21 protein-coding genes and 1 tRNA gene are annotated in these 24,625 nt (G+C 49.6%); 12 read left to right on the top strand and 10 right to left on the bottom strand.

Annotated elements, in window-relative coordinates; all coding sequences use genetic code 11:
- Window positions 1-264 precede the first annotated feature (264 nt).
- The 6 genes from ACOZB4_RS05085 to ACOZB4_RS05110 all read left to right on the top strand — a co-directional run bounded on the left by ACOZB4_RS05085 (window position 265) and on the right by ACOZB4_RS05110 (window position 7,061).
- Window positions 265-1,743 (top strand): Lsa family ABC-F type ribosomal protection protein, encoded by a 1,479-nt coding sequence (locus ACOZB4_RS05085; protein WP_379407037.1) that lies wholly within the window; start codon window positions 265-267, stop codon window positions 1,741-1,743.
- A gap of 257 nt (window positions 1,744-2,000) precedes the next feature.
- Window positions 2,001-3,041, top strand: a complete 1,041-nt coding sequence (locus tag ACOZB4_RS05090) for a Cfr family 23S rRNA (adenine(2503)-C(8))-methyltransferase (protein ID WP_379407036.1) — start codon at window positions 2,001-2,003, stop codon at window positions 3,039-3,041.
- Between the two features lie 226 nt (window positions 3,042-3,267).
- Entirely contained in the window at window positions 3,268-3,534 is a 267-nt protein-coding gene (locus tag ACOZB4_RS05095) for a CD3324 family protein (protein WP_379407035.1), read from the top strand.
- Between the two features lie 361 nt (window positions 3,535-3,895).
- Window positions 3,896-4,519 carry a 50S ribosomal protein L4 gene (gene rplD, locus ACOZB4_RS05100; protein WP_379407034.1) on the top strand — a complete coding sequence of 208 codons (624 nt, stop codon included), beginning with the start codon at window positions 3,896-3,898 and terminating at the stop codon, window positions 4,517-4,519.
- 179 nt (window positions 4,520-4,698) lie between these two features.
- Window positions 4,699-5,160: a DinB family protein gene (locus tag ACOZB4_RS05105; RefSeq protein ID WP_379407033.1), complete on the top strand. Its 462-nt coding sequence runs from the start codon at window positions 4,699-4,701 to the stop codon at window positions 5,158-5,160.
- Between the two features lie 131 nt (window positions 5,161-5,291).
- Window positions 5,292-7,061 (top strand): methyl-accepting chemotaxis protein, encoded by a 1,770-nt coding sequence (locus tag ACOZB4_RS05110; RefSeq protein ID WP_379407032.1) that lies wholly within the window; start codon window positions 5,292-5,294, stop codon window positions 7,059-7,061.
- Between the two features lie 131 nt (window positions 7,062-7,192).
- On the opposite strand, the gene ACOZB4_RS05115 is transcribed toward ACOZB4_RS05110, so the two are convergent.
- Window positions 7,193-7,282, bottom strand: coding sequence for an AraC family transcriptional regulator (locus tag ACOZB4_RS05115; RefSeq protein ID WP_422759520.1), 90 nt, complete (start codon window positions 7,280-7,282; stop codon window positions 7,193-7,195).
- Between the two features lie 349 nt (window positions 7,283-7,631).
- Window positions 7,632-10,274: an adenosylcobalamin-dependent ribonucleoside-diphosphate reductase gene (locus ACOZB4_RS05120; RefSeq protein ID WP_379407202.1), complete on the bottom strand. Its 2,643-nt coding sequence runs from the start codon at window positions 10,272-10,274 to the stop codon at window positions 7,632-7,634.
- 420 nt (window positions 10,275-10,694) lie between these two features.
- Here ACOZB4_RS05120 and ACOZB4_RS05125 point away from each other — a divergent pair, with 420 nt between their 5' ends.
- From ACOZB4_RS05125 to ACOZB4_RS05135, 3 genes are all read left to right on the top strand, one after another.
- Entirely contained in the window at window positions 10,695-12,452 is a 1,758-nt protein-coding gene (locus ACOZB4_RS05125) for a DEAD/DEAH box helicase (RefSeq protein ID WP_379407031.1), read from the top strand.
- Window position 12,453: 1 nt separating this feature from the next.
- Entirely contained in the window at window positions 12,454-13,416 is a 963-nt protein-coding gene (locus tag ACOZB4_RS05130; RefSeq protein ID WP_379407030.1) for a YqhG family protein, read from the top strand.
- Between the two features lie 144 nt (window positions 13,417-13,560).
- Entirely contained in the window at window positions 13,561-14,703 is a 1,143-nt protein-coding gene (locus tag ACOZB4_RS05135) for a hypothetical protein (protein WP_379407029.1), read from the top strand.
- Window positions 14,704-14,924: 221 nt separating this feature from the next.
- Here the strand turns inward: ACOZB4_RS05135 and ACOZB4_RS05140 are convergent, their stop codons facing one another.
- Window positions 14,925-15,167 (bottom strand): YqzE family protein, encoded by a 243-nt coding sequence (locus ACOZB4_RS05140; RefSeq protein ID WP_422759495.1) that lies wholly within the window; start codon window positions 15,165-15,167, stop codon window positions 14,925-14,927.
- 99 nt (window positions 15,168-15,266) lie between these two features.
- Here ACOZB4_RS05140 and ACOZB4_RS05145 point away from each other — a divergent pair, with 99 nt between their 5' ends.
- Window positions 15,267-16,070, top strand: coding sequence for an N-acetylmuramoyl-L-alanine amidase (locus ACOZB4_RS05145; protein ID WP_379407028.1), 804 nt, complete (start codon window positions 15,267-15,269; stop codon window positions 16,068-16,070).
- 328 nt (window positions 16,071-16,398) lie between these two features.
- On the opposite strand, the gene ACOZB4_RS05150 is transcribed toward ACOZB4_RS05145, so the two are convergent.
- Both ACOZB4_RS05150 and ACOZB4_RS05155 read right to left on the bottom strand, forming a co-directional pair.
- The gene (locus ACOZB4_RS05150; protein WP_379407027.1) at window positions 16,399-17,280 is read right to left on the bottom strand and encodes a divergent polysaccharide deacetylase family protein; all 882 of its coding nucleotides are present in this window, start codon (window positions 17,278-17,280) and stop codon (window positions 16,399-16,401) included.
- Window positions 17,281-17,448: 168 nt separating this feature from the next.
- Window positions 17,449-17,532, bottom strand: a tRNA-Leu gene (locus ACOZB4_RS05155).
- Between the two features lie 181 nt (window positions 17,533-17,713).
- Here ACOZB4_RS05155 and ACOZB4_RS05160 point away from each other — a divergent pair.
- On the top strand, window positions 17,714-18,133 hold the full coding sequence (locus ACOZB4_RS05160; protein WP_076325778.1) for a hypothetical protein: 420 nt from the start codon (window positions 17,714-17,716) through the stop codon (window positions 18,131-18,133).
- An 84-nt stretch (window positions 18,134-18,217) separates the two neighbouring features.
- Here the strand turns inward: ACOZB4_RS05160 and ACOZB4_RS05165 are convergent, their stop codons facing one another.
- The 4 genes from ACOZB4_RS05165 to ACOZB4_RS05180 form a co-directional block, all read right to left on the bottom strand.
- Complete coding sequence (locus ACOZB4_RS05165; protein ID WP_071221734.1) at window positions 18,218-18,547, bottom strand: carboxymuconolactone decarboxylase family protein; 330 nt, start codon at window positions 18,545-18,547, stop codon at window positions 18,218-18,220.
- A 75-nt stretch (window positions 18,548-18,622) separates the two neighbouring features.
- Window positions 18,623-18,841, bottom strand: coding sequence for a hypothetical protein (locus ACOZB4_RS05170; protein ID WP_076325776.1), 219 nt, complete (start codon window positions 18,839-18,841; stop codon window positions 18,623-18,625).
- Window positions 18,842-18,960: 119 nt separating this feature from the next.
- Window positions 18,961-19,290: a hypothetical protein gene (locus ACOZB4_RS05175; protein ID WP_071221736.1), complete on the bottom strand. Its 330-nt coding sequence runs from the start codon at window positions 19,288-19,290 to the stop codon at window positions 18,961-18,963.
- A 211-nt stretch (window positions 19,291-19,501) separates the two neighbouring features.
- Complete coding sequence (locus tag ACOZB4_RS05180) at window positions 19,502-20,071, bottom strand: xanthine phosphoribosyltransferase (protein WP_076325774.1); 570 nt, start codon at window positions 20,069-20,071, stop codon at window positions 19,502-19,504.
- Between the two features lie 250 nt (window positions 20,072-20,321).
- Here ACOZB4_RS05180 and ACOZB4_RS05185 point away from each other — a divergent pair, with 250 nt between their 5' ends.
- Window positions 20,322-21,368, top strand: a complete 1,047-nt coding sequence (locus tag ACOZB4_RS05185) for a hypothetical protein (protein ID WP_379407026.1) — start codon at window positions 20,322-20,324, stop codon at window positions 21,366-21,368.
- A gap of 54 nt (window positions 21,369-21,422) precedes the next feature.
- Here ACOZB4_RS05185 and ACOZB4_RS05190 read toward each other — a convergent pair whose 3' ends face one another.
- Complete coding sequence (locus ACOZB4_RS05190; RefSeq protein WP_422759496.1) at window positions 21,423-24,614, bottom strand: AAA family ATPase; 3,192 nt, start codon at window positions 24,612-24,614, stop codon at window positions 21,423-21,425.
- Window positions 24,615-24,625 lie beyond the last annotated feature (11 nt).

Below are 24,625 nucleotides of genomic sequence, written 5' to 3' on the forward strand. Positions count from 1 at the left end.
AGTGTGAAATTGATTGTGCTAGAATGCAAGTAATTAATCTATGGGAGATGATGAGAATTATGTAATATTTCTTGCTTATTTACGAATGATAAAACAAAAACTGTTTTATTCTTTGTTAAGCAAGAAAGTTACTTATTCTCTTCACTCAAATAAAATAACAATATCTAATCCGTTTATTGGGTTAGATTTTAGTATTTGTTTATTTGAGCTACAAGAAAGGTAACTTTCTTGTAGCTCATTATTTTTTTATGGAGGACTTTGTCAATGTCTTTAATCAATGTAACCAACCTGACTTTTGCTTATGACGGTAGCTACGACAACATCTTCGAAAACGTCAGCTTTCAAATTAATACGGATTGGAAATTAGGCTTTACTGGAAGGAACGGTCGAGGCAAAACAACATTCCTGAACCTGCTGCTTGGTAAATATGATTACAGCGGAACCATTTCAGCAAATGTCAGCTTTGAATACTTCCCCTTTCATGTTGAACACAAGGAATTTAATACCCTGGACGTTATCGACGACATTTATCCCGACTATGAGCATTGGCAGATCGTACGCGAGCTTTCGTTGCTGAAGGTGTCAGAGGATGTGTTGTATCGACCGTTTGAAACCATGTCAAACGGAGAGCAAACGAAAGTATTACTAGCAACCTTGTTTTTGAAAGAAAACAGTTTCCTGCTTATCGACGAACCAACTAATCATTTGGACATTCACGCACGGTCGCTGGTTAGCGATTATCTAAAAACCAAGCATGGATTTATTTTGGTTTCACACGATCGCGCATTTCTAGATAATTGCGTGGACCACATTCTTTCGATAAACAAAACTCATATTGAGGTCCAGAAAGGTAATTTCTCGGAATGGTGGGAAAATAAACAAAGGCAGGATAACTATGAACTAGCCGAGAACGACAAGCTGCGAAAAGACATTAAACGACTATCCGAAGCCTCAAAGAGAACGGGTAGCTGGTCCCATGAAGTAGAGAAAACAAAAAACGGCACTCGCAATTCCGGTTCGAAAATCGATAAAGGGTATGTCGGACACAAGGCCGCCAAAATGATGAAACGATCCAAATCGATTGAACAGAGACAGCAATCCGCGATTGAGGAAAATTCCAAACTACTGAGAAACATCGAAAGCTCGGAAAGTCTGAAAATCACTCAACTTGCTTATAACAAAAAGAAAATGGTGGAATTAGAGCATGTTTCGATCCATTACGGAGAACACATTGTATGCAACGACGTAACCTTTACCGTTGAACAAGGAGAACGTGTTACACTTGCGGGTCGAAATGGTTCGGGAAAATCAAGCATTCTCAAGCTAATTCTTGGCGAGGAGATCCCTTTTACAGGAACATTTCGCAAAGGTAGTCAATTAAAAATTTCATACGTATCACAAGATACCTCACATCTTCAGGGCAACCTATCAGATTATGCGAGCCAGAACGAGATCGACGAGAGCTTGTTCAAAGCGATTTTAAGAAAACTCGATTTTTCGCGCACACAATTTGAAAAAGATATGTCTTCATTCAGCGGCGGACAGAAGAAGAAGGTGCTGATCGCAAAAAGCTTATGCGAGAAAGCACATCTCTATATTTGGGATGAACCGTTAAACTTTATTGACGTCATTTCCCGTATGCAGATTGAAGAACTATTGCTGGAACATTCTCCTACCATACTTTTTGTAGAGCACGATAGTGAATTTTGTAAAAATATCGCCACCAAAAGGGTCCAACTGTAACATAACTTTTGCTTATTTAAATTAGGAGGTTGAAATAAATGTTTGAAGTTGTAAATGTTCATGTGAACCGTTCATTGTCCGTTGGTACGGTTCACGATCAAACTAAACGGTTGCCGGAGCATTATCCATCTATCGATAGATGCACGTAGCGACTGAGCTGCAAGCATCGTTGGGTTTTATTTAGTTGGTTAATGTAGATGTTAAGCACCCTTATTGGTGCTTAAGGCATTTTCTCCGGCTCAAGAGGAGAAAAAAACATGAAATCAACTTCGAAATACGAAATGATTCAACACATATTGACAGAATTGAAACAACCCGCATATCGGTTCCAACAAATTGCGGACGCGATCTTCAAGCAAAGAATTGGTGAATATGACAGAATGACCATATTGCCTAAGAATATAAGAAACGAATTAATTAAGAACCTTGGTGAACACGTTTTGAACTTAACCCCTGTCATGCAAAAGACATCCAGTCAAGTGAATAAAGTGCTTTTTTCCATTGAGGGCGGTGAACACATAGAAGCAGTCCAACTTAGCTATGAGCGCGGCTGGAAATCATACTGCATTTCCAGCCAGTGCGGATGCGGATATGGTTGCCGCTTCTGTGCTACAGGTACAATCGGACTGAAACGAAATCTAACCGCTGATGAAATTACCGATCAACTGTTATACTTTCATTTAAATGGTCAAGCATTGGATAGTGTTTCGTTTATGGGCATGGGAGAGGCGCTAGCCAATCCAAATATCTTCGACACGCTTATGATTCTAACAGATCCACGAACCTTTGGCTTGGGGCATCGAAGAATTACAGTTTCCACCATCGGAATTTTGCCGGTTATCGATCGTCTGGGAAAGGAATTTCCACAGGTTAACCTGACCTTTTCACTGCACTCTCCGTTCGACGAACAGCGGAGCGAGCTAATGCCCGTTAACAATCGGTTTCCGCTTCATGATGTGTTGAACAAGTTGGATCAGCATATTCGTAATACAGGTAGAAAAGTGTATATTGCGTATATATTACTTCGAGGAGAAAACGATTCAAATGAGCATGCGGAAGCCATCGCTGCTTTGTTAAAGCACAGAGGTCCTTGGGAACATTTATATCACGTCAATTTGATCCCCTACAATTCAACTGACGTGACGCCTGAAAGCTTTCATCAATCAGACAAAGAACGAGTTCAAAAGTTTGTGAGTATCTTAAAGTCAAAGGGAATCAAAGTCACTGTGCGAACTCAATTTGGAACGGACATTGATGCAGCATGCGGTCAGCTATACGGTCACAACACGAAAAAATAAATTTTAGACCAAAATAGGGAATGTGTGTCTATACACAGCATTCCCCTAATCATGTAAAGAATTTACTAGAAAGGAGAATGAATTTTGTCTCATAAGAATATTACAATCACCCATGTTCAATTCCATGCAAAGACAGATATTTGGTGATATTTGCATGGAATAACATCATCACCAATCATGCTGGCTTTGCTACTTGGGATATTATTTATTCAAGGAGTGAGTCTACATGAAATATATCAACGCTAATGAAATTCTCCCAAAAGAATTGGTTGAAAAATTGCAAGATTTTGTACAAGGTGAATACATCTACATTCCCGCGATAAAGGATCAACATAAAAATTGGGGAGAATTATCCGGTTTTCGTGAAGAGATTGATAATCGAAATAGTGAAATAATACAAGCCTATACTTCTGGTAATTCGATTCAAGAGCTTGCAGATTCTTACTACCTTTCTGTTTATGCTATCAGAAAAATAATTTATAACAAAAAATAATTAAAACATTACGCTGTCAGAAGATGATCTTCCTGTACTCACACACACGGGATCATCTTTTTTTATTATCCCTTGATGCAGAAAGAAAAAGAGAGAGTCTAAAACTACCTTTACGGACTTAGCTTAAAAGTTATACCAAACATTACAGAACCGTTTTGTATATAGTTTATGTGATTTCTGTCTGTTACCTTGATAACCATGGGTTCTTCTAAAATGTAGCAGGACAAATGGAGGTTAAAATAATGGGTGCTATTGTAAATATACAAAGAACGTTAATCAACAAGTTTTCTAATACTATGAAGCATTTACTGTGGATGTGGGTACCGATATCGTGAAATTAAAGGATCTGGAGGAAAGAATAATGTTGAATGTTACTATTTTTAATATGGATGGTATTCATGTTGGTGAAATGGAACTTGAAGAATCCATTTTCGGTATTATTCCCAATGAATCGGTTATGCATGATGCAGTTATAAATTATCTGGCAAATAAGCGCAGTGGAACACAATCTGCATTAACACGTGGTGAAGTTAGAGGCGGTGGCAGAAAACCGTATAAGCAGAATAAAATTGATAAATCTAGAGCAGGTTCGATTCGCATGCCTCATTGGCGTGGCGGAGGAGTTGTGTTTGCTCCTAAACCTCGCGACTACAGCTACAAACTCAATAAAAAGGTTAAGCAGCTTGCTATAAAATCTGCATTATCTAGCAAAGTACAGAACAAAGAATTCATTGTCGTCGACGAGATCAAGTTAGAAAATTACAGGACAAAGTCTATAGTAGCTATGCTTAATGCTCTTGGGGCAGATAAAAAGGTGTTAATTGTTACACCTTTGATAGATAACTTTGTTATTAAAAGCGCCAATAACATACCTGGTGTAGAAACCGCCGTAGCTGATTCCATTAATATATACAATGTTCTGAATTGCGATAAGTTAATAATCGCTAAAGAAGCTGTCACTAAGATTACGGAAATGTACTCTTAACGAAAGGCATCAATTGGTGTAACAAATATTGAATCAACCGGTAGCTTTGAAGTTCATACCGAAGGGTGAACTTCAGGCAAAAGGCTCCGGCGCTTACGCCACGCAATTCGAAGAGCAGTAATCCTAGACAGATGTAGATAACCACATCTCAAGTTGACCATTAAGAGGAGGTATGAATCATGAGAACAGATTTTATTTTCGACATTTTGAAGAATCGCCACAATCAATTGGTAGAGCTGGTAGCCCAGTGTCCGGAGGACAAGCGTAATCTTGTGCTGGAAGGCTTCAAGAACAGCATTCATTGGCATGTTGGTCATGTGCTTACTGTGACAGAGTTCCATGTATACGGCCTTTCAAAATTCGCACTGAATAACAAGCTTCCTGCAAGCTATCAGGACTTTTTCGCCTATGGAACGATGCCCGCAGACTGGCAGGGGGAACCGCCTGCATGGGATGTGCTGATTGACCAATTAAGGAAGCAGCCGGACGAGATCCGGGAATTGCTGGAGGGTAAGCTGGACGTACCGGTAAAAGAAAACTTTTTGAAGGCCGAGACGTTTGGCGAGTTGATTGTCTCCACGGTACTGCATGAAACCGATCATATCGGCTTTGTCTCCGCCATGCTGAAGGCATTGAAATAAACTTCCGATTCTGATCCATGACAGCAGTTCAAAGGGTTCTTTGGACTGCTGTTTTTGATCATCCGATTTCATCCGCGTGCACGATTTGCTACATTTGGGCAGGGTCTATAGGGAATTTACGGGGGTTAAACATGAACACAAAGAAAAAACCAAGTACAAGACAATGGCGGTTCACCATCCGGAATAAATTGCTGGTCATCTCGCTCGCAATCCTGATCATTCCGGCATTGTTGGTAGGAAGCATGAGCATCTGGGTTTCAGTCCGTGAAAGCGACCTGCAGATGGAGACCAATCTCCGAAACACGGTTCATATGGCTGCGGAGCTTATCGTTTCGTTCGAGGATGCCGTCAAGAAAGGCGTATTACGCAAGGAAGAGGCTCAGGAGAAGATGAAGCAGCTGCTCCTTGGGCCAAAGCAGCCGGATGGTACACGTACAATCAATACAAATATAGATATTGGCGAGCACGGGTACTTTTTTGTTCTAAACGACCAAGGTGATCTGGTTGCCCATCCGGCACAGGAAGGGGAGAAATTTTGGGACAAGCAGACAAGTGATGGCTTTTATCATATCCGGGATATGCTCCAGAAGGGGCAGCAGCCAGGCGGCGGAGTTACCGTATACATGTGGCCGCTGCCAGACTCGAAAGCAGACGCTATGAAAATAGCATATTCGCTAAGGGACCCAATCTGGGGATGGACGATTGTAGCTGGCTCCTATATCAAGGATTATAACGCGGGACAGCAACATATTGTGCAGAGCACAGTGTATACGCTGCTGGGCAGCATGATAGTCGGCGGGATTTTCGTTATCCTGCTTTCGATGCGTCTTACCAGGCCGCTTGTCCAGTTGACGCAGCAGGCCAAACAGGTTGCCGCGGGCGACTTGTCACAAAAAGTGATTACCATACATAGCCGGGATGAAATTGACGACCTGTATGCCTCCTTCCAGACCATGTATAGCCGATTAAGAGAGCTCACGCAGGGGCTGCTGTCCCATGCTGATGCCCTGTCATCGGCCTCCCATGACTTGTCCGTCAACTTCGGGGAGACGACAGCGACCACAGACCAAATTTCAGCATCCGCACAAGAAGTGGCCTTGAGTAATGAAACACAAAAAAGAAGCCTGCAGGAGAGCACTCATGCCATGGATGAGCTGTCAGCCAGCGCACATCGCATCGCATCCACCTCATCGACAGCGTTCGAGGCTTCACAGGCTACCTTAAGCCATGCCGAAAGTGGAAACAGGCTGATCACACAGTCAGCAGAACAAATGCTTAACGTATCCACAACGGTGGGAGACCTCTCACTGATCATCAATCAGCTGAACGAGCGGTCGCATCAGATTGGCGAGATCATTGATGCAATGACAACCATTTCGTCGCAAACCAATCTGCTAGCGCTGAATGCAGCGATCGAGGCTGCACGGGCTGGCGAGGGGGGCAAAGGATTTGCAGTCGTTGCGAATGAGATCAGAAAGTTGGCGGAGCTCTCTAGGAAATCCGCAATGGAGGTCACTGAGTTGATTCAGGCAATTCTCGCCGATATTAATAAAGCCGCCATTGCAATGGATCAAGGCGAGCACGAAGTGCAGGCTGGCGTTGATTCCATCCGGCGCTCAGGGGAGGCGTTTCAAAGAATTCTGCTCGCAACACGCAGCGCCGTGTATCACGTACAGGAGACCTCTGCTGGCGCTGCACAAATTTCCGCAAGCTCCCAAGAGTTCAATGCTTCCCTGCAGGAGATCGATCAGATGGCGCTTCGGTCCAACGATCTGGCACAGGCGATTTCAACCGCCACGGCCGGACAGCTCGCGGCCATGGAAGAAATCTCCGCATCGGCGGATTTGATGAGCCGGATATCCGAAGAAATGCTTCTACTCGTGAAGCGGTTCAAGCTGTAGGCTAGCAACTGTGAGGAAGCCAAACGATGATCTCTAGCGCCTCCATGCTGCACCCATTGTCCGGTTATGAATGAACGGCCGAGCGAAGACAAGCCATGCTCCAGTATTGATTACAGGACATGGCTTGCTTGCTAGTATAATTCCTTGTATTTTCCTGGCGTAATGCCTTCGTATTTTTTGAAAATTCGGATGAAGGTTGAAGCATCATTATAGCCGATCAGATGGGCAAGCTCCGTAGTCGATTTCGCTTGCCCCTCATCATCGGCTTGGCCTGCTCTATCCGGTACTTATGGATTTAAGCATATCGAAACAACTCCTCCCCTGATCACTCACTTCTTCAACAGCTCAGCCCATAAAGACTAGCTACTTCAATTATGCTTTTCGGATATTGATAACCATTAACTTCTAGTCTGCGCTTGCCAAATCTATTCTTACAATCAACAACTTCCTTTATTTTTTCCAACATTATTCCATACCTAAAAATAATACTGGCTACATATACACGTGTATATGTAGCCAGTTTATCATATCAAGGAAAAAGGCGATTTATTATTTTCTAGGCTAACTTCCTCACGAACACTTACTATACCCGCAATTCCCGCATGTCTTGCATCCCTCGATATTAATCAAGGACGCCCCGCCGCAGGATGGGCACAGATCCAGCGACATGCTGCCACCTGCGTGCGCGCCATGTCCGCCGTATCCCGCGGCTACTGTCGCCCCGGCCTCGCCTGCATCGACAGGCGCCATCGTGGCTGCGACCGGTGCCGGATCATGGTCATGATCCGCCTCGGCGTTGTTCGCCACGTGCGTCTCAAGCGCCTTCGCCACGGCGTCGGCGATGGACTCCACGCGGTTCGCGCCGAAGCCGATCGCGCCGGTGCCGCCGATGCCCTTGAGGTGTTTGATCAGCAACTCCACCTTATTGCCGTGGTCCCCGTAACGGAGGAACAGGGAGCAGACGCGGCCCAAGGCTTCCGCCATCGCGAACACATCCGATCCGGCTTTGCCGACGTTCAGGAAGATTTCGCTTGGAATGCCGTCCAGATCGTTAATCGTAATGTACGCCATGCCAAACGGCGTGTTCATTTTATAGGTTGCGCCGCGCAGCACTTGCGGACGCTTCTTGTATTGTTTATCCAGCCCGCTCTTGCTCGGTGAGGCTGTCACAGCCACGCTTGCAGCCGCCGGCTCAACGCTCGCCGCATCCTCTGCGGCTTGGCCTATCGCGCTTTGCTCCAGCGCCGTGTCCGCAGTAGAAGCTGTTGTCGCTTCGGCGGCCTTATCTTCTTTTTTCTCCGTCTGCAGCACCTGCACGTCACGGCTGCCATCGCGGTAGATCGTTACACCTTTGCATCCAAGGTCAAATGCCAGCTCATATAGGCGCTTTGTATCTTCAATCGTGAAGTCCGACGGGCAGTTTGCCGTCTTCGAGATGGAGCTGTCTACCCAGCGCTGAATCGCCGCCTGCACGCGGATGTGATCCTCGGCAGAGAGGCTCATCGCCGTGACGTAATAATCCGGAAGCTCTTCGCCCGGATGGCTGTCCAGCCAATCCTGGGCAATTGGCACGAACTGCTCATCGAAGCCAAGCCGGCTTTGACGGAAGTATTTGAAGGCAAAGTACGGTTCGATCCCCGTCGACGTTCCGACCATCGTTCCCGTGCTGCCCGTTGGCGCTTGGGTAATGACGGTAACGTTGCGCGCACCTTTTTTACGCACCGCTTCGGCAACTTCAGGATACACCTCGGCCATATTTTTCATGAATCCGCTTTGCAGGTACAGTTCGGCATCGAATGCTTGGAACGAACCTTTCTCCTCGGCAATATCGGCAGAAGCAAGATACGCTTCGCGCGCGATGAAGCCATACAGCTTATCCAGGAACTCCAGCGATTCCGGACTGCCGTAACGGATGTTCAGCTTGATCATCAGCTCGGCCAGACCCATCGTCCCGAGACCCACGCGGCGTTCTTTTTTCTGGTTCAATTCGTTTTCTTCAAAATGGTACGGCGTCCGGTCAATGACATTATCCAGGAAACGCACAGAGTAACGCGTCGTTGTCGCCAGCTCATCCCAGGCAACGTCATGATTCGCTTCATCATAGAACTTCGACAGGTTCATCGCGGACAGATTACATACGCCCCAGCCCGGAAGTCCCTGCTCACCGCAAGGGTTCGTACAGATAATTGGATTGAAATACCAGCTGTTGGACATCTGGTTATAGTATTCCATGAATACGACGCCCGGCTCTGCCGATTTCCATGCGGATTCGATAATCGTGTGCCAGACCTCGCGTGCTTTTACGGTTTTATATGGAATGATACGGTGTCCGGCTTTCTTCCATTTATCCAGATCCCCGTCCCACAGCTCATCATAATCAGGATCAGTAGTATCCGGGAACACCAGCTCCCAGTCCAAATCTTCCTTCACAGCCTTCATGAAATCATTGCTGACGCATACCGACAGGTTCGCATTCGTAACTTGTCCCATCGTCTGCTTCACGGTAATGAAATCCTCCACGTCCGGATGCCAATCGTTAATCATCAGCATGAGCGCACCCCGGCGGCTTCCGCCCTGCTCGATCAATCCCGTCGTATAACTGAACAATCCGCCCCACGATACCGCACCGCTGGAGGAACCGTTCACGCCCCTTACGATCGCGCGCCGAGGACGCAGGGAAGACAAGTTAATGCCGACACCGCCGCCGCGCGCCATGATCTCGGTCATCTCGCTCAGGGTTTCCATGATGCCGCCCCGGCTGTCCTTCGGCGAAGGAATCACGTAACAGTTGAACAGCGTCAATTCATCGCTCGCACCCGCTCCAGCTGCAATCCGTCCGCCCGGTACCAGCTTCCAATCATCCAGAATCTCGCGGAACTTTCCGCGCCACTCTTCCTGCAGTTCCGGCGTTGCCTCAACCGATGACATGGCAGCCGCGAGTCGATCCCACATTTCTTCCGGCGTTTTCTCGATGGTTAACGTCAGTTTCTCCACATCCGATTCCACAAGCTCGCCCTTCCGTGTCTTCACCGTGACCTTGCGGCCTTCGCGATTCACGATTTCGCCAACTTCCTTGGTCGGAAATTTAGGATCATCCTTCGTCAAAACGAGCACCACATCGCCTACCTTCGCGTTGTTGGTGTCCGCATCCTTCCAGGCATACCGGTCCAAAAAGATCTTCTCGCTTAAACCTTCCAGCCGCTGATTCTGCATCGTACTCAAGAGCAACTACCTCCTATATAAGATATAAAATTAAAAAGTTCCGCAGTTATGCGCTCACCAACAACATAACCTGTTATGTAGTCGGTCAAACATCTAAAACCACTATATACACCATATATAGTGCTACCATTTCATTATACTACACTATATATAGGTTAACTATGCCGATAATGTGAAAATTAAGCCAACAGATCCAAGCTCCCGCTCGCAAGCTTCCGCTTTCTTCCTCTCGCTCTCTTTTTCGCCCTTCCCTATGAAAAAAAGGATGAAAATATCCAATTCCAGCAGCCGTGCGCCCTATAGGGTATTCCACGCCTCCCGAATTCGTGCAAGGTTATGAAGACTTCTTTTTTCGTCCATACTACATATACACCGCTGGCCCGGAATCTTTCACAACAGGAGGAGATCGACATGAACCATCAGCCATCTGCCGAATCAGGCATGATTACCGACCCGCGCCTTCCCGTTCCACTGCAGATCGACCGTTCCTGGTTTGACGATCTCGCCGGTCGACTGGACAAGGGTGGACCTTGGGGTGACTATCGTCTGGCCCAGCTTGCCGTGGAGGGCGAGAAATCCCGCTTGGTTACAAGCTTTGAAGAATTACAATGCCTCAAGCACCTTGGCGGCTTATCCCCGCTCCCCCATCAGACCGATACCGCAAGACGCGTATTGTTCGAGATGTCGGGCAGAGCAATTCTGGCAGATGAGGTGGGACTTGGAAAGACGATTGAAGCCGGCCTTATTTTAAAAGAATACATCGTGCGCGGCCTGGTATCCAAAGTGTTGATTCTCGTTCCCGCTTCCCTTGTGCTGCAATGGGTTCGCGAGCTGAACTCCAAGTTCGGCATTCCCGCGATTGCGCAGAAAAAAGCGTACTCCTGGGGCAATGATATCGTCGTCGCCTCCATGGACACGGCCAAGCGCGATCCGCATCAGGAGATTCTGCTGAACGAGGAATACGATATGCTCATCATCGATGAAGCGCACAAGCTCAAGAACAAGAAAACATCCAATTATCAATTCATTCAAAAGCTGCGCAAAAAATACTGCCTCTTGCTGACGGCCACACCGGTGCAGAACGATCTCAGCGAGCTCTTCAATCTGATCACCCTGCTGAAGCCGGGCCAGCTCGGAGGCCAAGGACAGTTTGCCGCTAATTTTGTTGTCGATAAACGAAGACCCAAGAACCAGGATCAGCTCAAGGATGAGCTGTCCAAGGTCATGATCCGTAACCGCCGCGGCGAAGGCGAAGTGAAATTCACCAAGCGATCCGTCCGCAATGTGGGGCTTAGCCTCTCGCCCGAAGAACAGTCATTATACGACGGTGTCACGTCCTTCGTCAAAGATCAGTATCAGGCAGCAGGGGGAAATTTAAGCAGTATGCTGTCGCTCGTCACCCTGCAGCGGGAAGTATGCAGCAGCCGGGATGCCGTCTTCGTGACCCTTGTTAATCTGTCCAAGAAACTGCCGGAGGACTCTCCGCTGCGCGATAAAATCTGGGAGCTCGTCTATCTCATCAAGGCCATCAAAGCCAACACCAAGGCGGAAAAAGCCATTGAGCTGATCCAGCAAATGAACGAGAAGGTCATCGTATTTACGGAATACCGCGCCACGCAGGAATACTTGCTGAATTACTTCCGCGATCACGGACTAATCTCCGTACCGTACCGGGGCGGAATGAACCGCGGCAAGAAGGACTGGATGATGGATCTCTTCCGCGGCAAGGCACAGGTCATGATTGCGACGGAAGCCGGGGGCGAAGGCATCAATCTGCAATTCTGCCACCATATGATCAACTTTGATCTGCCCTGGAATCCCATGCGGGTCGAGCAGCGGATTGGACGCGTGCATCGTCTCGGCCAGACCAATGACGTGAAGATCTACAATCTGTCCACGTCGGGAACCATTGAAGAGCACATCCTGAACCTGCTGCACGAGAAGATCAACATGTTCGAGATGGTCATCGGCGGACTGGACGTCATTCTGGAGCGGTTCGAGAAGAAGGAATCCATCGAGAAGAGTCTGTACAAAATCATGCTGGAGTCCGGCAACGACGATGAGCTCCGCCAGCGCATCAGCACATTGGGCGACTCGATTCACCATATTAAACAGGATATCGAGCAGGGAAGCACCGTCGAAGAAAATCTAAGAGAGGAAGAAGCCTAATATGACCATGACGCCGCAGGAGGTGCAGCAGCACTTCATGGCCTATTTGGAAGCCACCGAATGCACCGTCATTGAAAAATCGCCTGAGCATGTCACCGTGAAACTGTCACCGCAAGCCGACAAAATGCTCACCAACCGCCCGTATTACTGGGGCTTCGTGGAACGCACCGGCGCTCCCGCCGAAACATTGTCCTTCAATTTCGTGTTTGATCCGGAGAAATACGACGAACGGCTTGCAAAGACCCAAGCAGCCGAGGCCAAAGCGCAGCTCGCGGCACCCGCGCAGGATCCCCTCCTGGCCCGCTTTTACGGGAATGCCCCAGTTCTGCCTATCCTCGGTCCCGGCCGCATTCAGCGGGAGAACATTGGCTACGGCAGCAGCCGGCTCGCCCAAATCTGGAATGCTTCCCGGGAGGAAGGCAAATGCGTCTATCTGTTCCAGCAGCGCGATACCGAGCCGCGTCCGAGAGCCCGTTCCACTCCGTATGAGCAGTGGCTGGGCGTCTGCTTCAAGGTGGAGTTCAGCTGTGATCTGAAGCGGGAGGAATTGTTTTTTCTCGGAATCTCATTATCTAGTCGTGCGATTGCCCATGACTTCCCGGCGATCCTGATTGGACGCGAACTGACGCCCCGCTTGCCCGAGAGCGTTCACGTCCGACCGGCGGCTCTTACGCTCGAACAGGCCGTAGATGCGCTGGAGAACCATCTTATCGACAAGATAAGCAAGCTGGACTATGACTGGGCCACCAAAGCAAGAGAACGTCTTGAAGAAGAACTGCTGGTGATCGACAGTTATTACGAGGACCTGCTCAAGGAGCAGGATGAAGAGAAAAAAGCGCTCATTGAGGAGCAATATAAGAACCGTCGGTCGGAAATGCAGTGGCAGTACGAGCCGAAAGTGAGCTTGTCCGTCATAACCTGCGGTCTATTTCATCTGTGTTCGCCTGTGGGTGCGTCGTCATGACGCCCCTCTACAAAAGCAGGCAAAAAAAGAACCATTCTCCCTTCTCCTACCGCGACAGCTTGCAACAGCCTTTGCAGAGCTTGTCCGATATGATGATTTCAATACATCCACGGCGCGTAGGGCCAAGGAAAGGCGGTTAATGATTTGAAACAGTGGAACATGAAACTTCATAACCATGATGACAAGGATTGCAAGAATTCCCAGCCAAAATCACCCGATAACAAACAGACCAGCCGATATCGAATGCTGTCTGTCTCTATGATCGTAACAACTATCCTGTGGTTCAGCTCGTTCCAGCCGCAGGCAAGCTTGGCTGCCGCTAGCCAAGCCGACGTTTCCAATTCTGCAAACAGCCCTAGTCTGACCAGCACCAGCACTCAGCTTACAGCGGATCATCATAAGTCAGGCGTTTCAGATGTTAATCAGAACAACGCCGTGGCTCAGGTACCCGGGAGTTTGATGGACTTTGCGGAGGAGACTGTCGCTCAATTATCGGCCCATGCGCCATTTACGACCTGGGATGAAGCCAAGCTCGAATTCACCCCGCTTGGTCCGGGTACGCACGGCTGGTTAGTCACGATTTCCGATGAAGGACTGCCGCAAGGATACATGATTATCAGTGCAGAAGAAGACGGTGGATATATCCTGAGTGAATACGGAATCGGCTCGACTCTTCCCTACAGCCAAGCGCCGTTGAAAGAACGGCTCTCCGCGGAAGGACTTGTGAAGGCCGGAGGATCATTGCCTCAAGGAAGCATCGTGCGCAAGCTGTATGACGTGTCCCCCGTCTGGCAGGTCCAGTTGCCCGGCAAGAAGCCGATTTATTTTAATGCACTAAATAGTGAAGCTCTCCCGGATGAGCCCCAGCAGACGCATTCAACGACGAAGCTGGTATCCGTATCTCTGCCTGCAACAGCCAAAGGACTCGTGGCTTCATCCACGTCCAATCATTGGTTTGCCGCCACTCCCTCCATCGCAACCGGCGACTCCATGGATCCTTACGATAATCTGCTGTGGCTGACCTCAAGCGAACTAACGACCCGAAGCAGCGCCGATCTGCGGAATTTACTACAAGAGCACTCCACCCTGATATTCAAGTCCAAAAAAGGCAATGCCGCTTACGGCGCACCTTTTAACTTAACCGGCTGGCATCGCTGGTCCCCGGCGAATCAGGAGAACCCGGCTGCGCTTTATGTGTCGGTTCCCTTACGGAATACAGACACTCTCCGTTTCTTGCCGGCATCCCGGTTAATCGGACAAGGTCAATTTTATGCTCAGCCGAAATGACACGGGTTAAAGCAAGCAGCCCTCATCCATGCAATATGCCATGACTGACAAAAGGACGCGGCCCTTTAACGGGCAGCGTCCTTTATATTTTTTCAAAACGGTTTATGGTTGTGCACTCAGGACTCACAAGGGTCTACAGCCATTCCAAGACATCGTGCGTAACAGGGAGCAATACGCACGATGTACAAAATGCGACTTCATGAAGGAACGTGCAGCAGCTGCTACTTTGCCCTTTTTTTGCGCTTGGTGGTTACATCTTCTTTCCATAGCGACATGGAGAACGGAATCATGCCGAACCACCTTGTGGTCCAGGATTCCTTCACCTTCGCCTTGCGCCGAACGTCCTTGGGTGTATCTATATAATGAACTACGCGCTCGGTAATGTACTTGATTAAATCATCGCCGCTAGCCATATGAATCAACTCCTTATGGTTTATCCACATCCCAATATCAGTTTGCTCCATTTCGATCGATTCTAGACGCACGTATTTGAACGGCATGATTTTTCCGCTAAATGCACATTCTAATAAAGCCGAAATTTTACGTGAAAGAAGGAATCCATCATGGTTAAGGCAGCAGGGGTGTGGATGCTTCTCTTTACGCTGGCATTCCCGGGTTCTGTCACCGAAGCCTGTCCAGTGAAGAAGCATGCCATGACGCATCCCGCAAGAACCGTTCATCAGACATCGATACAGACAGCCCGGCTTACGTCCGAAACGCCGGAATCCACCCACTCCTCAGGTCAGGAAATCGACCAGTCCGGGCTCCGGCACCTGCACCCTTTTGCACATGATGTCGTTCTGATCGATGTGGGTCATGGCGGCATTGACGGCGGTACGTCGTATGGGGACATTCTTGAAAAAGATATTAACCTGGCCATTTCACGCAGACTGTTCATGCTGCTTCGCAAGGAGGGTTATCATGCCGTGATGAATCGTGATGCCGATTACGCCCTTAGCGACGACAACCGCTGGCACCGAAGCTCCTCCAGACACCGCCGGGATCTGTCGCAGCGTAAACAGCTCAGCAGCGAGATCCCGACCAAGCTTGTAGTCAGCATTCATGTGAATTGGGGAAAGAACTCCTCCAAGCGCGGAGGCATCGTCCTGCATCAATCCGAGGGACGGAGCACCTTACTTGCGGACACCATCCAAGAGCAGTTGAATCTGGTTTACCGCAACAACAATGGCATCATGATAGGCAAGCCGTATTATCTGCTCAATCAAACCCAAGTACCCGCCGTCATCGTTGAAACGGGTTTCCTCAGCAACATGGAGGACCGGAACTTATTGACCAGCCGCAATGGTCAAATGCAGATTGCCGAGGCCATTGCCGACGGGATTATCGGTTATTTAACGGCCCTGTAGATTGGGGCTGTTTTTTGTTTTCATCCTACCCGGCTCAGTAGCCAACACGATTCGGAACGGAAATCATCTGTTCGGGACCTTTTCGGGATATTCCGATTATGCACAGCGCGTCAGCAGCAACATTAGCGAGATCATTCACAGCATGCGTGGCCGCTGCCTCAACATAAGTACAGCCTTCCATACAGGGAACGGAATCACCGGGTCCTTGTCTGGAAGGCTATTTATTTTTTATGTCTATATAAGATATGGGCTGACCTTTGTCGGATAACCTTTTATCGTCCAGTTACTCACAACATGGCAAAAAATTGCTATCGGTGCTGCTATTGCACTAATACGCAGGCAGCGGATTCGGTCGCCAGCTTGATCGTTCCCTTACCAGATCGCTGATACCTACAAACTCCACCTTCGCCTGTAGTTTAGGAATGCTTCTTTTTAGCGCTTCTGCCGTGCGGATTCCATACACGCCAACGTGGCCTATTGCAATGCAGGAAGTTCTCTCTTCCGCATGCTGTGCTGCGGTCTGCAGCTGCTTGCTCACGTGCTGAACGGTATGAACGTCATCCAGGAAGATATCGTTGGCGATGGATGGCATCCCCTTCTCCGCTGCCAGTTTGCCAACCACACTGTAGTAATTCGTCTTGCTGTCGATAAAAAACAGCCCTCTCTCCCTGCATACGTCGAGTACGATGGACATGACTCGTTCATCCCCGGTAACCTTGGAACCCATATGATTATTAATCCCTACAGCGTAAGGAATTGAATCAATGGCCTCTTCCATGCGTTTACGAATCTCCTCATCGGTAAGCGAGGTTAAGATGGCACCCGGTCCAAGCCAGGAAGCTGGCCCCTGCTTAGGCTCCATGGGCATATGGATAATCACGTCATGGCCTTGCCGATGCGCGGCCTCGGCGTCCTTCACGCTTGTGGGCAAAAAAGGCATCACAGCGACCGTGATTTTGACAGGCAGACTGAGCATTTCCTGAGTCCCTTTCTGATCATTGCCAAAATCATCGATGATAACGGCTAGCTTATTCGTTTTCTTTTCCTGACCGGGTCTGTTGCGCCCGGATTCTTCGTGCACTTGGTTTGGCTCCTGACGTGACAGATCAGTCCAAGCAACCATCCCTGCACCATAGCCTATCTGTGGTCCGTTCACGATCCCCCATACCATACACAGCAGGATCACCGAATTTTTATATACCTTCCGCATCTTGACGCCCCTTTCCATCCTATTCATACATACCTAACCGTATTGTTTGAGTAAAGTTGATCAAATATGTAAGTCAGAAAGTAAATGTTGCCGGTTTGCCGTCCAAATTTCAACACAAAAAAGCTCGTAAACTGCTAAAAAGCAAGTTTACGAGCTTCTTCATAAGGATGCGGTCGAGAGGACTCGAACCTCCACGGGGGTTAGCCCACACGGACCTGAACCGTGCGCGTCTGCCAATTCCGCCACGACCGCGTATCATGTTCATCGCTTATAGGAGACAAGCTCTTATCAGCGGCGACAAGATATATAATATCACGCCAGGTAAATCGAGTCAACACTTTTTTTGAACTTGATTAAAAACCTGTTTTCCGGTTAAAATAAGAACATAAGTTCCTATTTAATAACCACTTTCTATATAAAGGCGGTGATGTTGATGGCCATACCGGCTGTTACGACAGAAGAACGAGCATTGATCAAGAGTTATCTGCTGCTGATGTTCATCCATAAGGTGTTTGAAAGGGATTGCCGAATCATTCAGGAGAGCGGTGTCTTCAAGAGCCCGCAATTGTATGTAGAGGTTGTGGGGAACGGAGCCAAGCGTGCTGCAGTGCTTCTTCGTGAGGTGAAACAGGAATTCACCAAGCGGGCGATCAAGGTGTATGATATTGGGCAAAACCAGGATGGAATCCAGGCGCGATATGCATGCCGGGGTTACATTGGTTCGATGAACATTCTATGGCCATCCTTCCGTGAGGAGATGATGGACCGCATGCGAGCCTATCTTGGGCTGGTCCCGCCCGAGACCGAGTCCTCCGAGCAAGCCCATCCTCCTGCCGCTGTTTCCGCCCGCTAAATCGCCGCCCTTTAAACAGAGAATAACCGTCTCCCCCACTGAACAAGAATGCTCCGGTTGAGACGGTTATTGGTAACACGTGAATCAATGAAGATTATGCTGCACGCGGGTCAGTCCCTGCGAGAGAGCATGTCCCGCACTGGCGGCAGACGCCACGGCTACGGCCTCCATTATCTGTGCATCCGAGGCTCCCTTCGCACGGGCTTCCTCCATATGATAGAAGGTGCACAGCTCGTTATTGGCAAACAGTCCGATCCCGAGCGCGATCAGCTGCTTCGTTCGCTCATCCAGCTCGCCATCCTGAAAGCAAACGCCGGTGAACTGATGATACGCCTCTGCCATCTCCGGCATGCTCTGCTTCAAATTCAGAATTTCATTCTTATAAGCCGAGACCTTGTCATTGGACATTTCCATAACCCAAAGCAACTCCTCCACAAAAATTTGATGCGAGGTTAAGTTGTCCGACAAGTTCGAGATCTATGCCTACTCCTACTCTTCGATCGGGCTTACTCTTGGATCTTTTTTAAGCTGGTAGCTGTAGCGGCGATCCAGTTTAACGACCCGCCGGTTTCTACGGCGTATTATGACCTGCTCCGGGTCCCAGGCGACGACAAAGCCTATAATATCATTGGTCTCCAAGCCATCTCGCACAACCCGAACCAATTCGCCGGAGAGCCGCAGCTCATCGAGTCTTTCATCGCTAATCATCACCATACCTCCTCCATAAACGTACTCTGCAAAAAAAGACCTAAATGAGATCATTTAGGTCTTTTGAATGCGTTGCGATATCGATAAACATCCCGACTAAGAGATGTTCTATATACCCATTAACGCTGTGCCGGCTCGATGCTGTCATTCTTCTCATACCAAAAATCCAGAACGGTTGAAGACATGACACGCTTCTCGATATATTCTACCTGCTGAGGCGTAAACTGTTCCTTCCATTCGAAGGAAACCTCCTCACACAATCCGGCAATCGTCAGCAGTTCTGACCAGGCAACATAGCGTTTGTACCAGAAAAACTGAGGATGTTCAATCATATAGGGATATAGATCATCAAACTCCGTATGTTTACAATCCAAAGCACGTTCAAAATGTACCTTTGCTTCATTCAGCTTCTCGATCAAAAACGGCTCGGTTACAGGTTGTTTCCCCATGGTGCTGCCTCCTCTCTCTTGCCTACCTCTTTATTATAAGCGAAAATCACGGAGGCGAAAAGATTTTGTTGTGATTTTAGGCAGAAATCCGATGAACATTGACTACGAATTGCCATTTTTCCACTTCCCCAAAGATAGGTGGAATCGTTCATGACTTAAGGCCTAATCCGTCGTTGCTCTATCGCTAACATGCCAAAGAAGATGCTAAGTTTTAGCTGAACGTAATCTTGCCGTCCTCAAGCGACGAGATGGTAACAAGCGATTCCACATGAACATTCTGTTCGCGCAGCGTTCGCGCTCCGGCCTGGAAGCTCTTTTCAATCACAACGCCAAGCCCGATTAATTCCGCTCCTGCTCGTTCAATAATTTTGATCAGGCCTCTTGCAGCGTCCCCGTTCGCGATAATGTCATCAATGAAGAGTAACTTATCCTCTTCACCGATAAACTGGCGCGATACCATAATGTCCGTGACAATGCCCTTGGTAAAAGACGGAACCCGCTCACACAAGGCGTCTGGATCGGCGAGCAGCGTTTTTTTGCGCCGGGCGAATACCATTGGAACTCCCAATTCCAGCGCCGCGGCAAAAGCAACAGAAATGCCGGAGGATTCCAGCGTTACGACCTTGGTCACACCGCTTTCTTTAAATCTCACCGCGAATTCCCGACCCATATCCATAATTAATGCCGGATCTACTTGATGCGTCAGCAAAGCATCCAGCTTCAGCACCTGATCCGACAACACGACACCTTCTTTGATGATCCGCTCCTTCAACCAATCCATCCAAAAGACCTCCCACGATTCCTTTGTCGTAAAAGTACCATATTCCACTCTATACGGCAAGTACAAACGGGGACTCCGTCATTTAACTGTACGATTCTCGTCACAATTCCTGACATGGATCTCCGCTACCTGGCACTAACTCTTGTCACGCCTCCGGCAAAGGACCTGGACAGGTAGGAGTCATGTCCCAGCTGAGCCAAGCATACCTTGTACTATGCAGAACGATTAACTTTCAAGGGGGATGCGGGGCTTGCGTAAATCTATTCGTGTTTTACAGATCGCCTTTACATATATCGGAACCATCGTCGGCGCTGGCTTTGCGACCGGACGGGAAATCCTTCAATTCTTTACCCAATATGGACACTGGGCTACACTGACCATTCTGCTTACGACAGGATTATTTATTTGGCTCGGCACGAAAATCATGACGATATCCAGGCAGATCGGGGCCAAATCCTTTGAGGACTTGAATAAATTTCTGTTTGGAGAGAAAGCCGGCGTCTGGATCAGCCTCTTTATGTTTGTCATTCTGCTCGGGGTGAACAGCATCATGCTTGCCGGCGCTGGCTCTGTTTTTGTGGAGCATCTGAACATGAACTATCAGACCGGGCTGTTTGTCACGATGATCGGAACCTATTTCATTCTCAGAAAAGGCATCCAGTCTATCATGACGATGAACAGTCTTGTCGTGCCCATGATGCTGACCTTATCGCTTGCAATTATTTCTCAGACGATTCAGACGCCGGGGGCCACCCGTTTCTTAACCTTGACTACGGACCATAGCCTGCCTGCGGTTTGGCTGGCGCCCCTGCTCTACACCGCATTTAACCTGGTTATGGCGATGCCGGTGCTGGTCCCACTCGGCAGCCAGACCGAAAGTGCACGCACCGTAACCTGGGGAGGTATCATTGGAGGTACGGGCGTAGGGTTTATGCTGATGGCAGCACATTTTGCGATGTCCGCCCACATGCCCGGCATCGCCCAATTCGAAATCCCGATGGGCAGCATCGCCAACCAGCTGGGCTGGCTCGTGCAGATCATCTATCTCATTCTGATCTTCCTTGAAATTTTCAGCACCTTCGTGGCCAATATCTACGGGATTACCCTGCAGGCTCAACAGCGAACCTCGCTCTCGCCCAGAGTGATTACCCTTGGCATTATGGTGTTCTGTTATTTCTTCAGCCAGTTCGGGTTCAGTTCCTTGCTCTCTCTCCTCTACCCGATGTTTGGGGGAATGTGTCTGCTCTGGGTGCTCCGGCTAACTTTGTTCGGAACCCCCGATATCAGGGGAAAATAAAGGGGCTTTCCCAAAGGTATGATAAACCTGCCCTTGGGAAGCCCCTTCTTATGACTACATCGTGATAAATTGTGCATTGGGTATGCGTTTCATGGTCTGCTCTGCTACATGTCGATGACACGTCATCATCACGACTTGCCGGTCTTGCGACAATTCTCCGAGAAGCTCGAGCGCATGTCCGAGCCGTTCACCGTCAAAATTAACAAACAGATCATCAAGCAATAGCGGCAATCCCATCGCATGTGGCATCGATTGAATCAGACCGAGCCGCATCGCCAAATATAACTGTTCCGCCGTGCCGCGGCTTAGCCTGCTGCTCTCCACCAATTCACCAGTCGGGCGCTCTGCCAGCAGACTCTGATCTCCCATCCGCATGACCATCCGGCTGTACATGCCGCCGGTCAGTATGGAGAAGTAGCGGGAAGCCAACTGCAGCACCTGCGGCTGTTTCTCTTCCTCGTACATGCGGCGTGTACGTTTGATAAATTCGGTGGCCATCGAACGTACCGCATATTGCGAAACTAATTCCCTCAGGGCCGAGCGCTGCTCCTCCAACTGCTGCAGGGCGGAATCCTGGTTCCCCGCGGCTTCCAGTGACTCTCTCTCCTGAAGCAGCCGCCCCCGCCGTTCCTGAAGCTCGTCCCGCAGGTGGAGCGCGGCGGATACGGCTTCCTCCTTCTTGAAACATTGAGCTTCAAGTTCCGCAGCATCCGTCAGCTCCAGCAGCTGTTCAAGCTGCCGGCGACCCGCATCATCCCAGCCGCTGAACATGGTAATTTCGTGATGGCGGATCGTGCGTACAAGTTCCTCCCGGCGTTTCGCAGCAGCTCCCATACGAAGAAAGGTTTCTTCGTCTGCCGATTGAGACGATGCAATCAGAGCCGCTTTACGCAGCTGCAGCGCTTCCCGCTCCTCTTCTATCGCAGACCCCTCTTTGCGAAGCTCTTGAACACGCTCTGCAAGGACCTTCTTCTGTCTCGAATCCTCTTGATAGCTCTTCCATCTGGAATGTACGTTGCCGAGCTCAGCGACGGCTGGGATTCGGCTGCCGTTAGCGTCTCCCTGGGGATCCGCCGCAAAGATCTCATGGCATTGGATGATATAATCCTCCGCCTCTTTTAACAGCACATCCATTTTCAGGCCAAGTGATTTTTGCTGCCGGATCAGTTCCTGCCCCTGCTCAACCTTGACGAATACGTCCAGCATCACGTCAGGCGACAGACTCTGCGGGAGTGATCGGGACATAAGCCAAGCCTCCCACTGCCGCTCCAGCTCCAAATATCGCTTCTCTTCCTGATCGATGGCGCCCTGAACCGTTTGTAATTCAACCTGTTGCAGCGCAGCCTTCTCCTCAGCCGCCGCACAATCGGACGTCAGTCGATCGAGCCGCTGCCGCCATGCTTGCCAGCCCTCCATCACGGATCGAAGCTCGCGCATCTGCGCCTCCACCATGAAGGGGTCGCGAGCCAGGACAACGTTTTTGTCCCTTCGACTGCCCGGGATCGTACTCACTGCTGCTGCCGCGTAAGGGGCAGAGACCAGCCTGGAATAGAGATGATCTATATGTTCCGTTCCCTGTCCGTCTATATTATTGATCTCATTCGAAACCGTACCATGTTCTTCCCGGTCACGTAGACCGCTCCAGAATACATAACTCATGCCGAGCAGCATCACGATGCCTGAGACCACGGCAGCTTCCGTGGTTGATGTCCATAGCAATACGGCTACCAACAGGAATGTCATAACAGCCATTCCCGCCAGCAGAGCCGCGTACATCCGAGGCAATCGGCCCCTCCCCGACTGGCGTGTGGAAGCAGGTTCCGGCTGTGTCCGGGTCAATCTCCGTTCGCGCCAACGCTCGATCTCCAGCTGCAGCTGATTCCACAGGGCAGCGGTCTCCTGGGGCGCTGCCGGCTGAATCATGGCAAATGCCTCTTGTCCCCTATCCATTTCCTCGCGCAGCTGCCGCTTGGCTTCCCGCAGCGCCGATTCGGCTGCTGCCGCCGAACGCTGGGCCCCGCGCTGTTCAATGAACAGTGCCTCCATCCGGCGATCATACCCGGCAAAGGCCGCACTGATTCGCCGGACCTCCTCGCGCTCCGGAGCGGATACCGATAGAGTCAGCAGCTCTTGCCGGGTCCATGCCGGATCGATATCTCGGAGCAGCTGTTCCAGCCGGATCTCCTGAGACTTGTATTCGGCCGTAAGCTCGGCAAGCTCCCGGTTTGCGGTTTCATGCAGACTTCGTTTCGCCCACAGCTCCTCAATCCGTTCGCCATACTGTTCCATGAACGCATTAAGGGGGAGGGCTCTCAGCTTATCCTCCACGTCCTCGATCGCCCGCTCGACGCGGATTAACTGGGCGAGGAGAAGACGCTCTTCCTCCTGCATCTTTTCGTAACGGGGGATTCCATCCGGAGGAAAGTTGTCACTGTCCATCAGATCCTTGAGTTCCAACCTGGCCTCACGCCATTCCAGCCAGGCCGGACGAATGTCCTGCGCTTTTCGAAGCAGCGACAAATCCTCGGCGTCCCTGTTGCGATCCTGTTCCAGAAGATTCAACCGTTCCTGTATTTCCAGAATGGATGTAACGGTCTCGTTATAGCGGGAAACGTACGTCTTGCTCTCCGAAACCTGGGTTCTTAAATGCTCGATGGATTGCAGCAGCTTGGCGGTATGCTGAACCTTTCCGCGCGGCTTATACAGCTTGTCCATCTCCTGGGACAACTTGCGTTCGGCTTCCAGTATATTAGCCCCGCCGCCGATTCCGGCATGAAACAGGTAACCGCTCATTTCGGCAGATTGCAGGCTGCGGATTTCCTGCAGCTCGCTTAACGAGATGGCAAACAACTGACGAAACATATCCCTGGACACGCCGCCCAAGGCATATTGCTCCAGCTCCTGCTGTCCAAGCTCGATCACGATCCCGTTATCCGCTAGTTTATGAATATGTACGCGCTCGCCTCTGCCGGTGGCTGAATGTCCTTCTCTGGAACGGCTGTAGCGCCGGATCACCCAAGGCACTCCCTCCTTATCCAGAAAACGCAGCTCGCCGCCGTGTACGCCTTCCCCCGAAGGCTCGCCGCGTTCTGCCGGCGAGCCCTTCCCCGGGAATCCGTACAGCATGGCTCGGATAAAATACAGGACACTGCTCTTTCCCGCTTCATTCGGCCCATACAGCACGGTTACAGGGGCATCGATATCAAGGCTCTTGTCCCGGACAGCTCCGAAGCCTTGAATGTTCATCCGCTCTAGTC

The sequence above is a fragment of the Paenibacillus sp. NPDC058898 genome, assembly GCF_049316025.1.
In the GTDB taxonomy this organism is placed as follows: domain Bacteria; phylum Bacillota; class Bacilli; order Paenibacillales; family Paenibacillaceae; genus Paenibacillus_AQ.

Excerpts from the sequence above, each read along its gene's own strand:
- ACOZB4_RS05085 (WP_379407037.1), top strand. The coding sequence starts at position 265 with ATGTCTTTAATCAATGTAACCAACCTGACTTTTGCTTATGACGGTAGC.
- ACOZB4_RS05090 (WP_379407036.1), top strand. The coding sequence starts at position 2,001 with ATGAAATCAACTTCGAAATACGAAATGATTCAACACATATTGACAGAA.
- ACOZB4_RS05095 (WP_379407035.1), top strand. The coding sequence starts at position 3,268 with ATGAAATATATCAACGCTAATGAAATTCTCCCAAAAGAATTGGTTGAA.
- rplD (WP_379407034.1), top strand. The coding sequence starts at position 3,896 with ATGTTGAATGTTACTATTTTTAATATGGATGGTATTCATGTTGGTGAA.
- ACOZB4_RS05105 (WP_379407033.1), top strand. The coding sequence starts at position 4,699 with ATGAGAACAGATTTTATTTTCGACATTTTGAAGAATCGCCACAATCAA.
- ACOZB4_RS05110 (WP_379407032.1), top strand. The coding sequence starts at position 5,292 with ATGAACACAAAGAAAAAACCAAGTACAAGACAATGGCGGTTCACCATC.
- ACOZB4_RS05120 (WP_379407202.1), bottom strand. The coding sequence starts at position 10,274 with ATGCAGAATCAGCGGCTGGAAGGTTTAAGCGAGAAGATCTTTTTGGAC.
- ACOZB4_RS05125 (WP_379407031.1), top strand. The coding sequence starts at position 10,695 with ATGAACCATCAGCCATCTGCCGAATCAGGCATGATTACCGACCCGCGC.
- ACOZB4_RS05130 (WP_379407030.1), top strand. The coding sequence starts at position 12,454 with ATGACCATGACGCCGCAGGAGGTGCAGCAGCACTTCATGGCCTATTTG.
- ACOZB4_RS05140 (WP_422759495.1), bottom strand. The coding sequence starts at position 15,167 with ATGGAGCAAACTGATATTGGGATGTGGATAAACCATAAGGAGTTGATT.
- ACOZB4_RS05145 (WP_379407028.1), top strand. The coding sequence starts at position 15,267 with ATGGTTAAGGCAGCAGGGGTGTGGATGCTTCTCTTTACGCTGGCATTC.
- ACOZB4_RS05150 (WP_379407027.1), bottom strand. The coding sequence starts at position 17,280 with ATGCGGAAGGTATATAAAAATTCGGTGATCCTGCTGTGTATGGTATGG.
- ACOZB4_RS05160 (WP_076325778.1), top strand. The coding sequence starts at position 17,714 with ATGGCCATACCGGCTGTTACGACAGAAGAACGAGCATTGATCAAGAGT.
- ACOZB4_RS05165 (WP_071221734.1), bottom strand. The coding sequence starts at position 18,547 with ATGGAAATGTCCAATGACAAGGTCTCGGCTTATAAGAATGAAATTCTG.
- ACOZB4_RS05170 (WP_076325776.1), bottom strand. The coding sequence starts at position 18,841 with ATGATTAGCGATGAAAGACTCGATGAGCTGCGGCTCTCCGGCGAATTG.
- ACOZB4_RS05175 (WP_071221736.1), bottom strand. The coding sequence starts at position 19,290 with ATGGGGAAACAACCTGTAACCGAGCCGTTTTTGATCGAGAAGCTGAAT.
- ACOZB4_RS05180 (WP_076325774.1), bottom strand. The coding sequence starts at position 20,071 with ATGGATTGGTTGAAGGAGCGGATCATCAAAGAAGGTGTCGTGTTGTCG.
- ACOZB4_RS05190 (WP_422759496.1), bottom strand. The coding sequence starts at position 24,614 with ATGAACATTCAAGGCTTCGGAGCTGTCCGGGACAAGAGCCTTGATATC.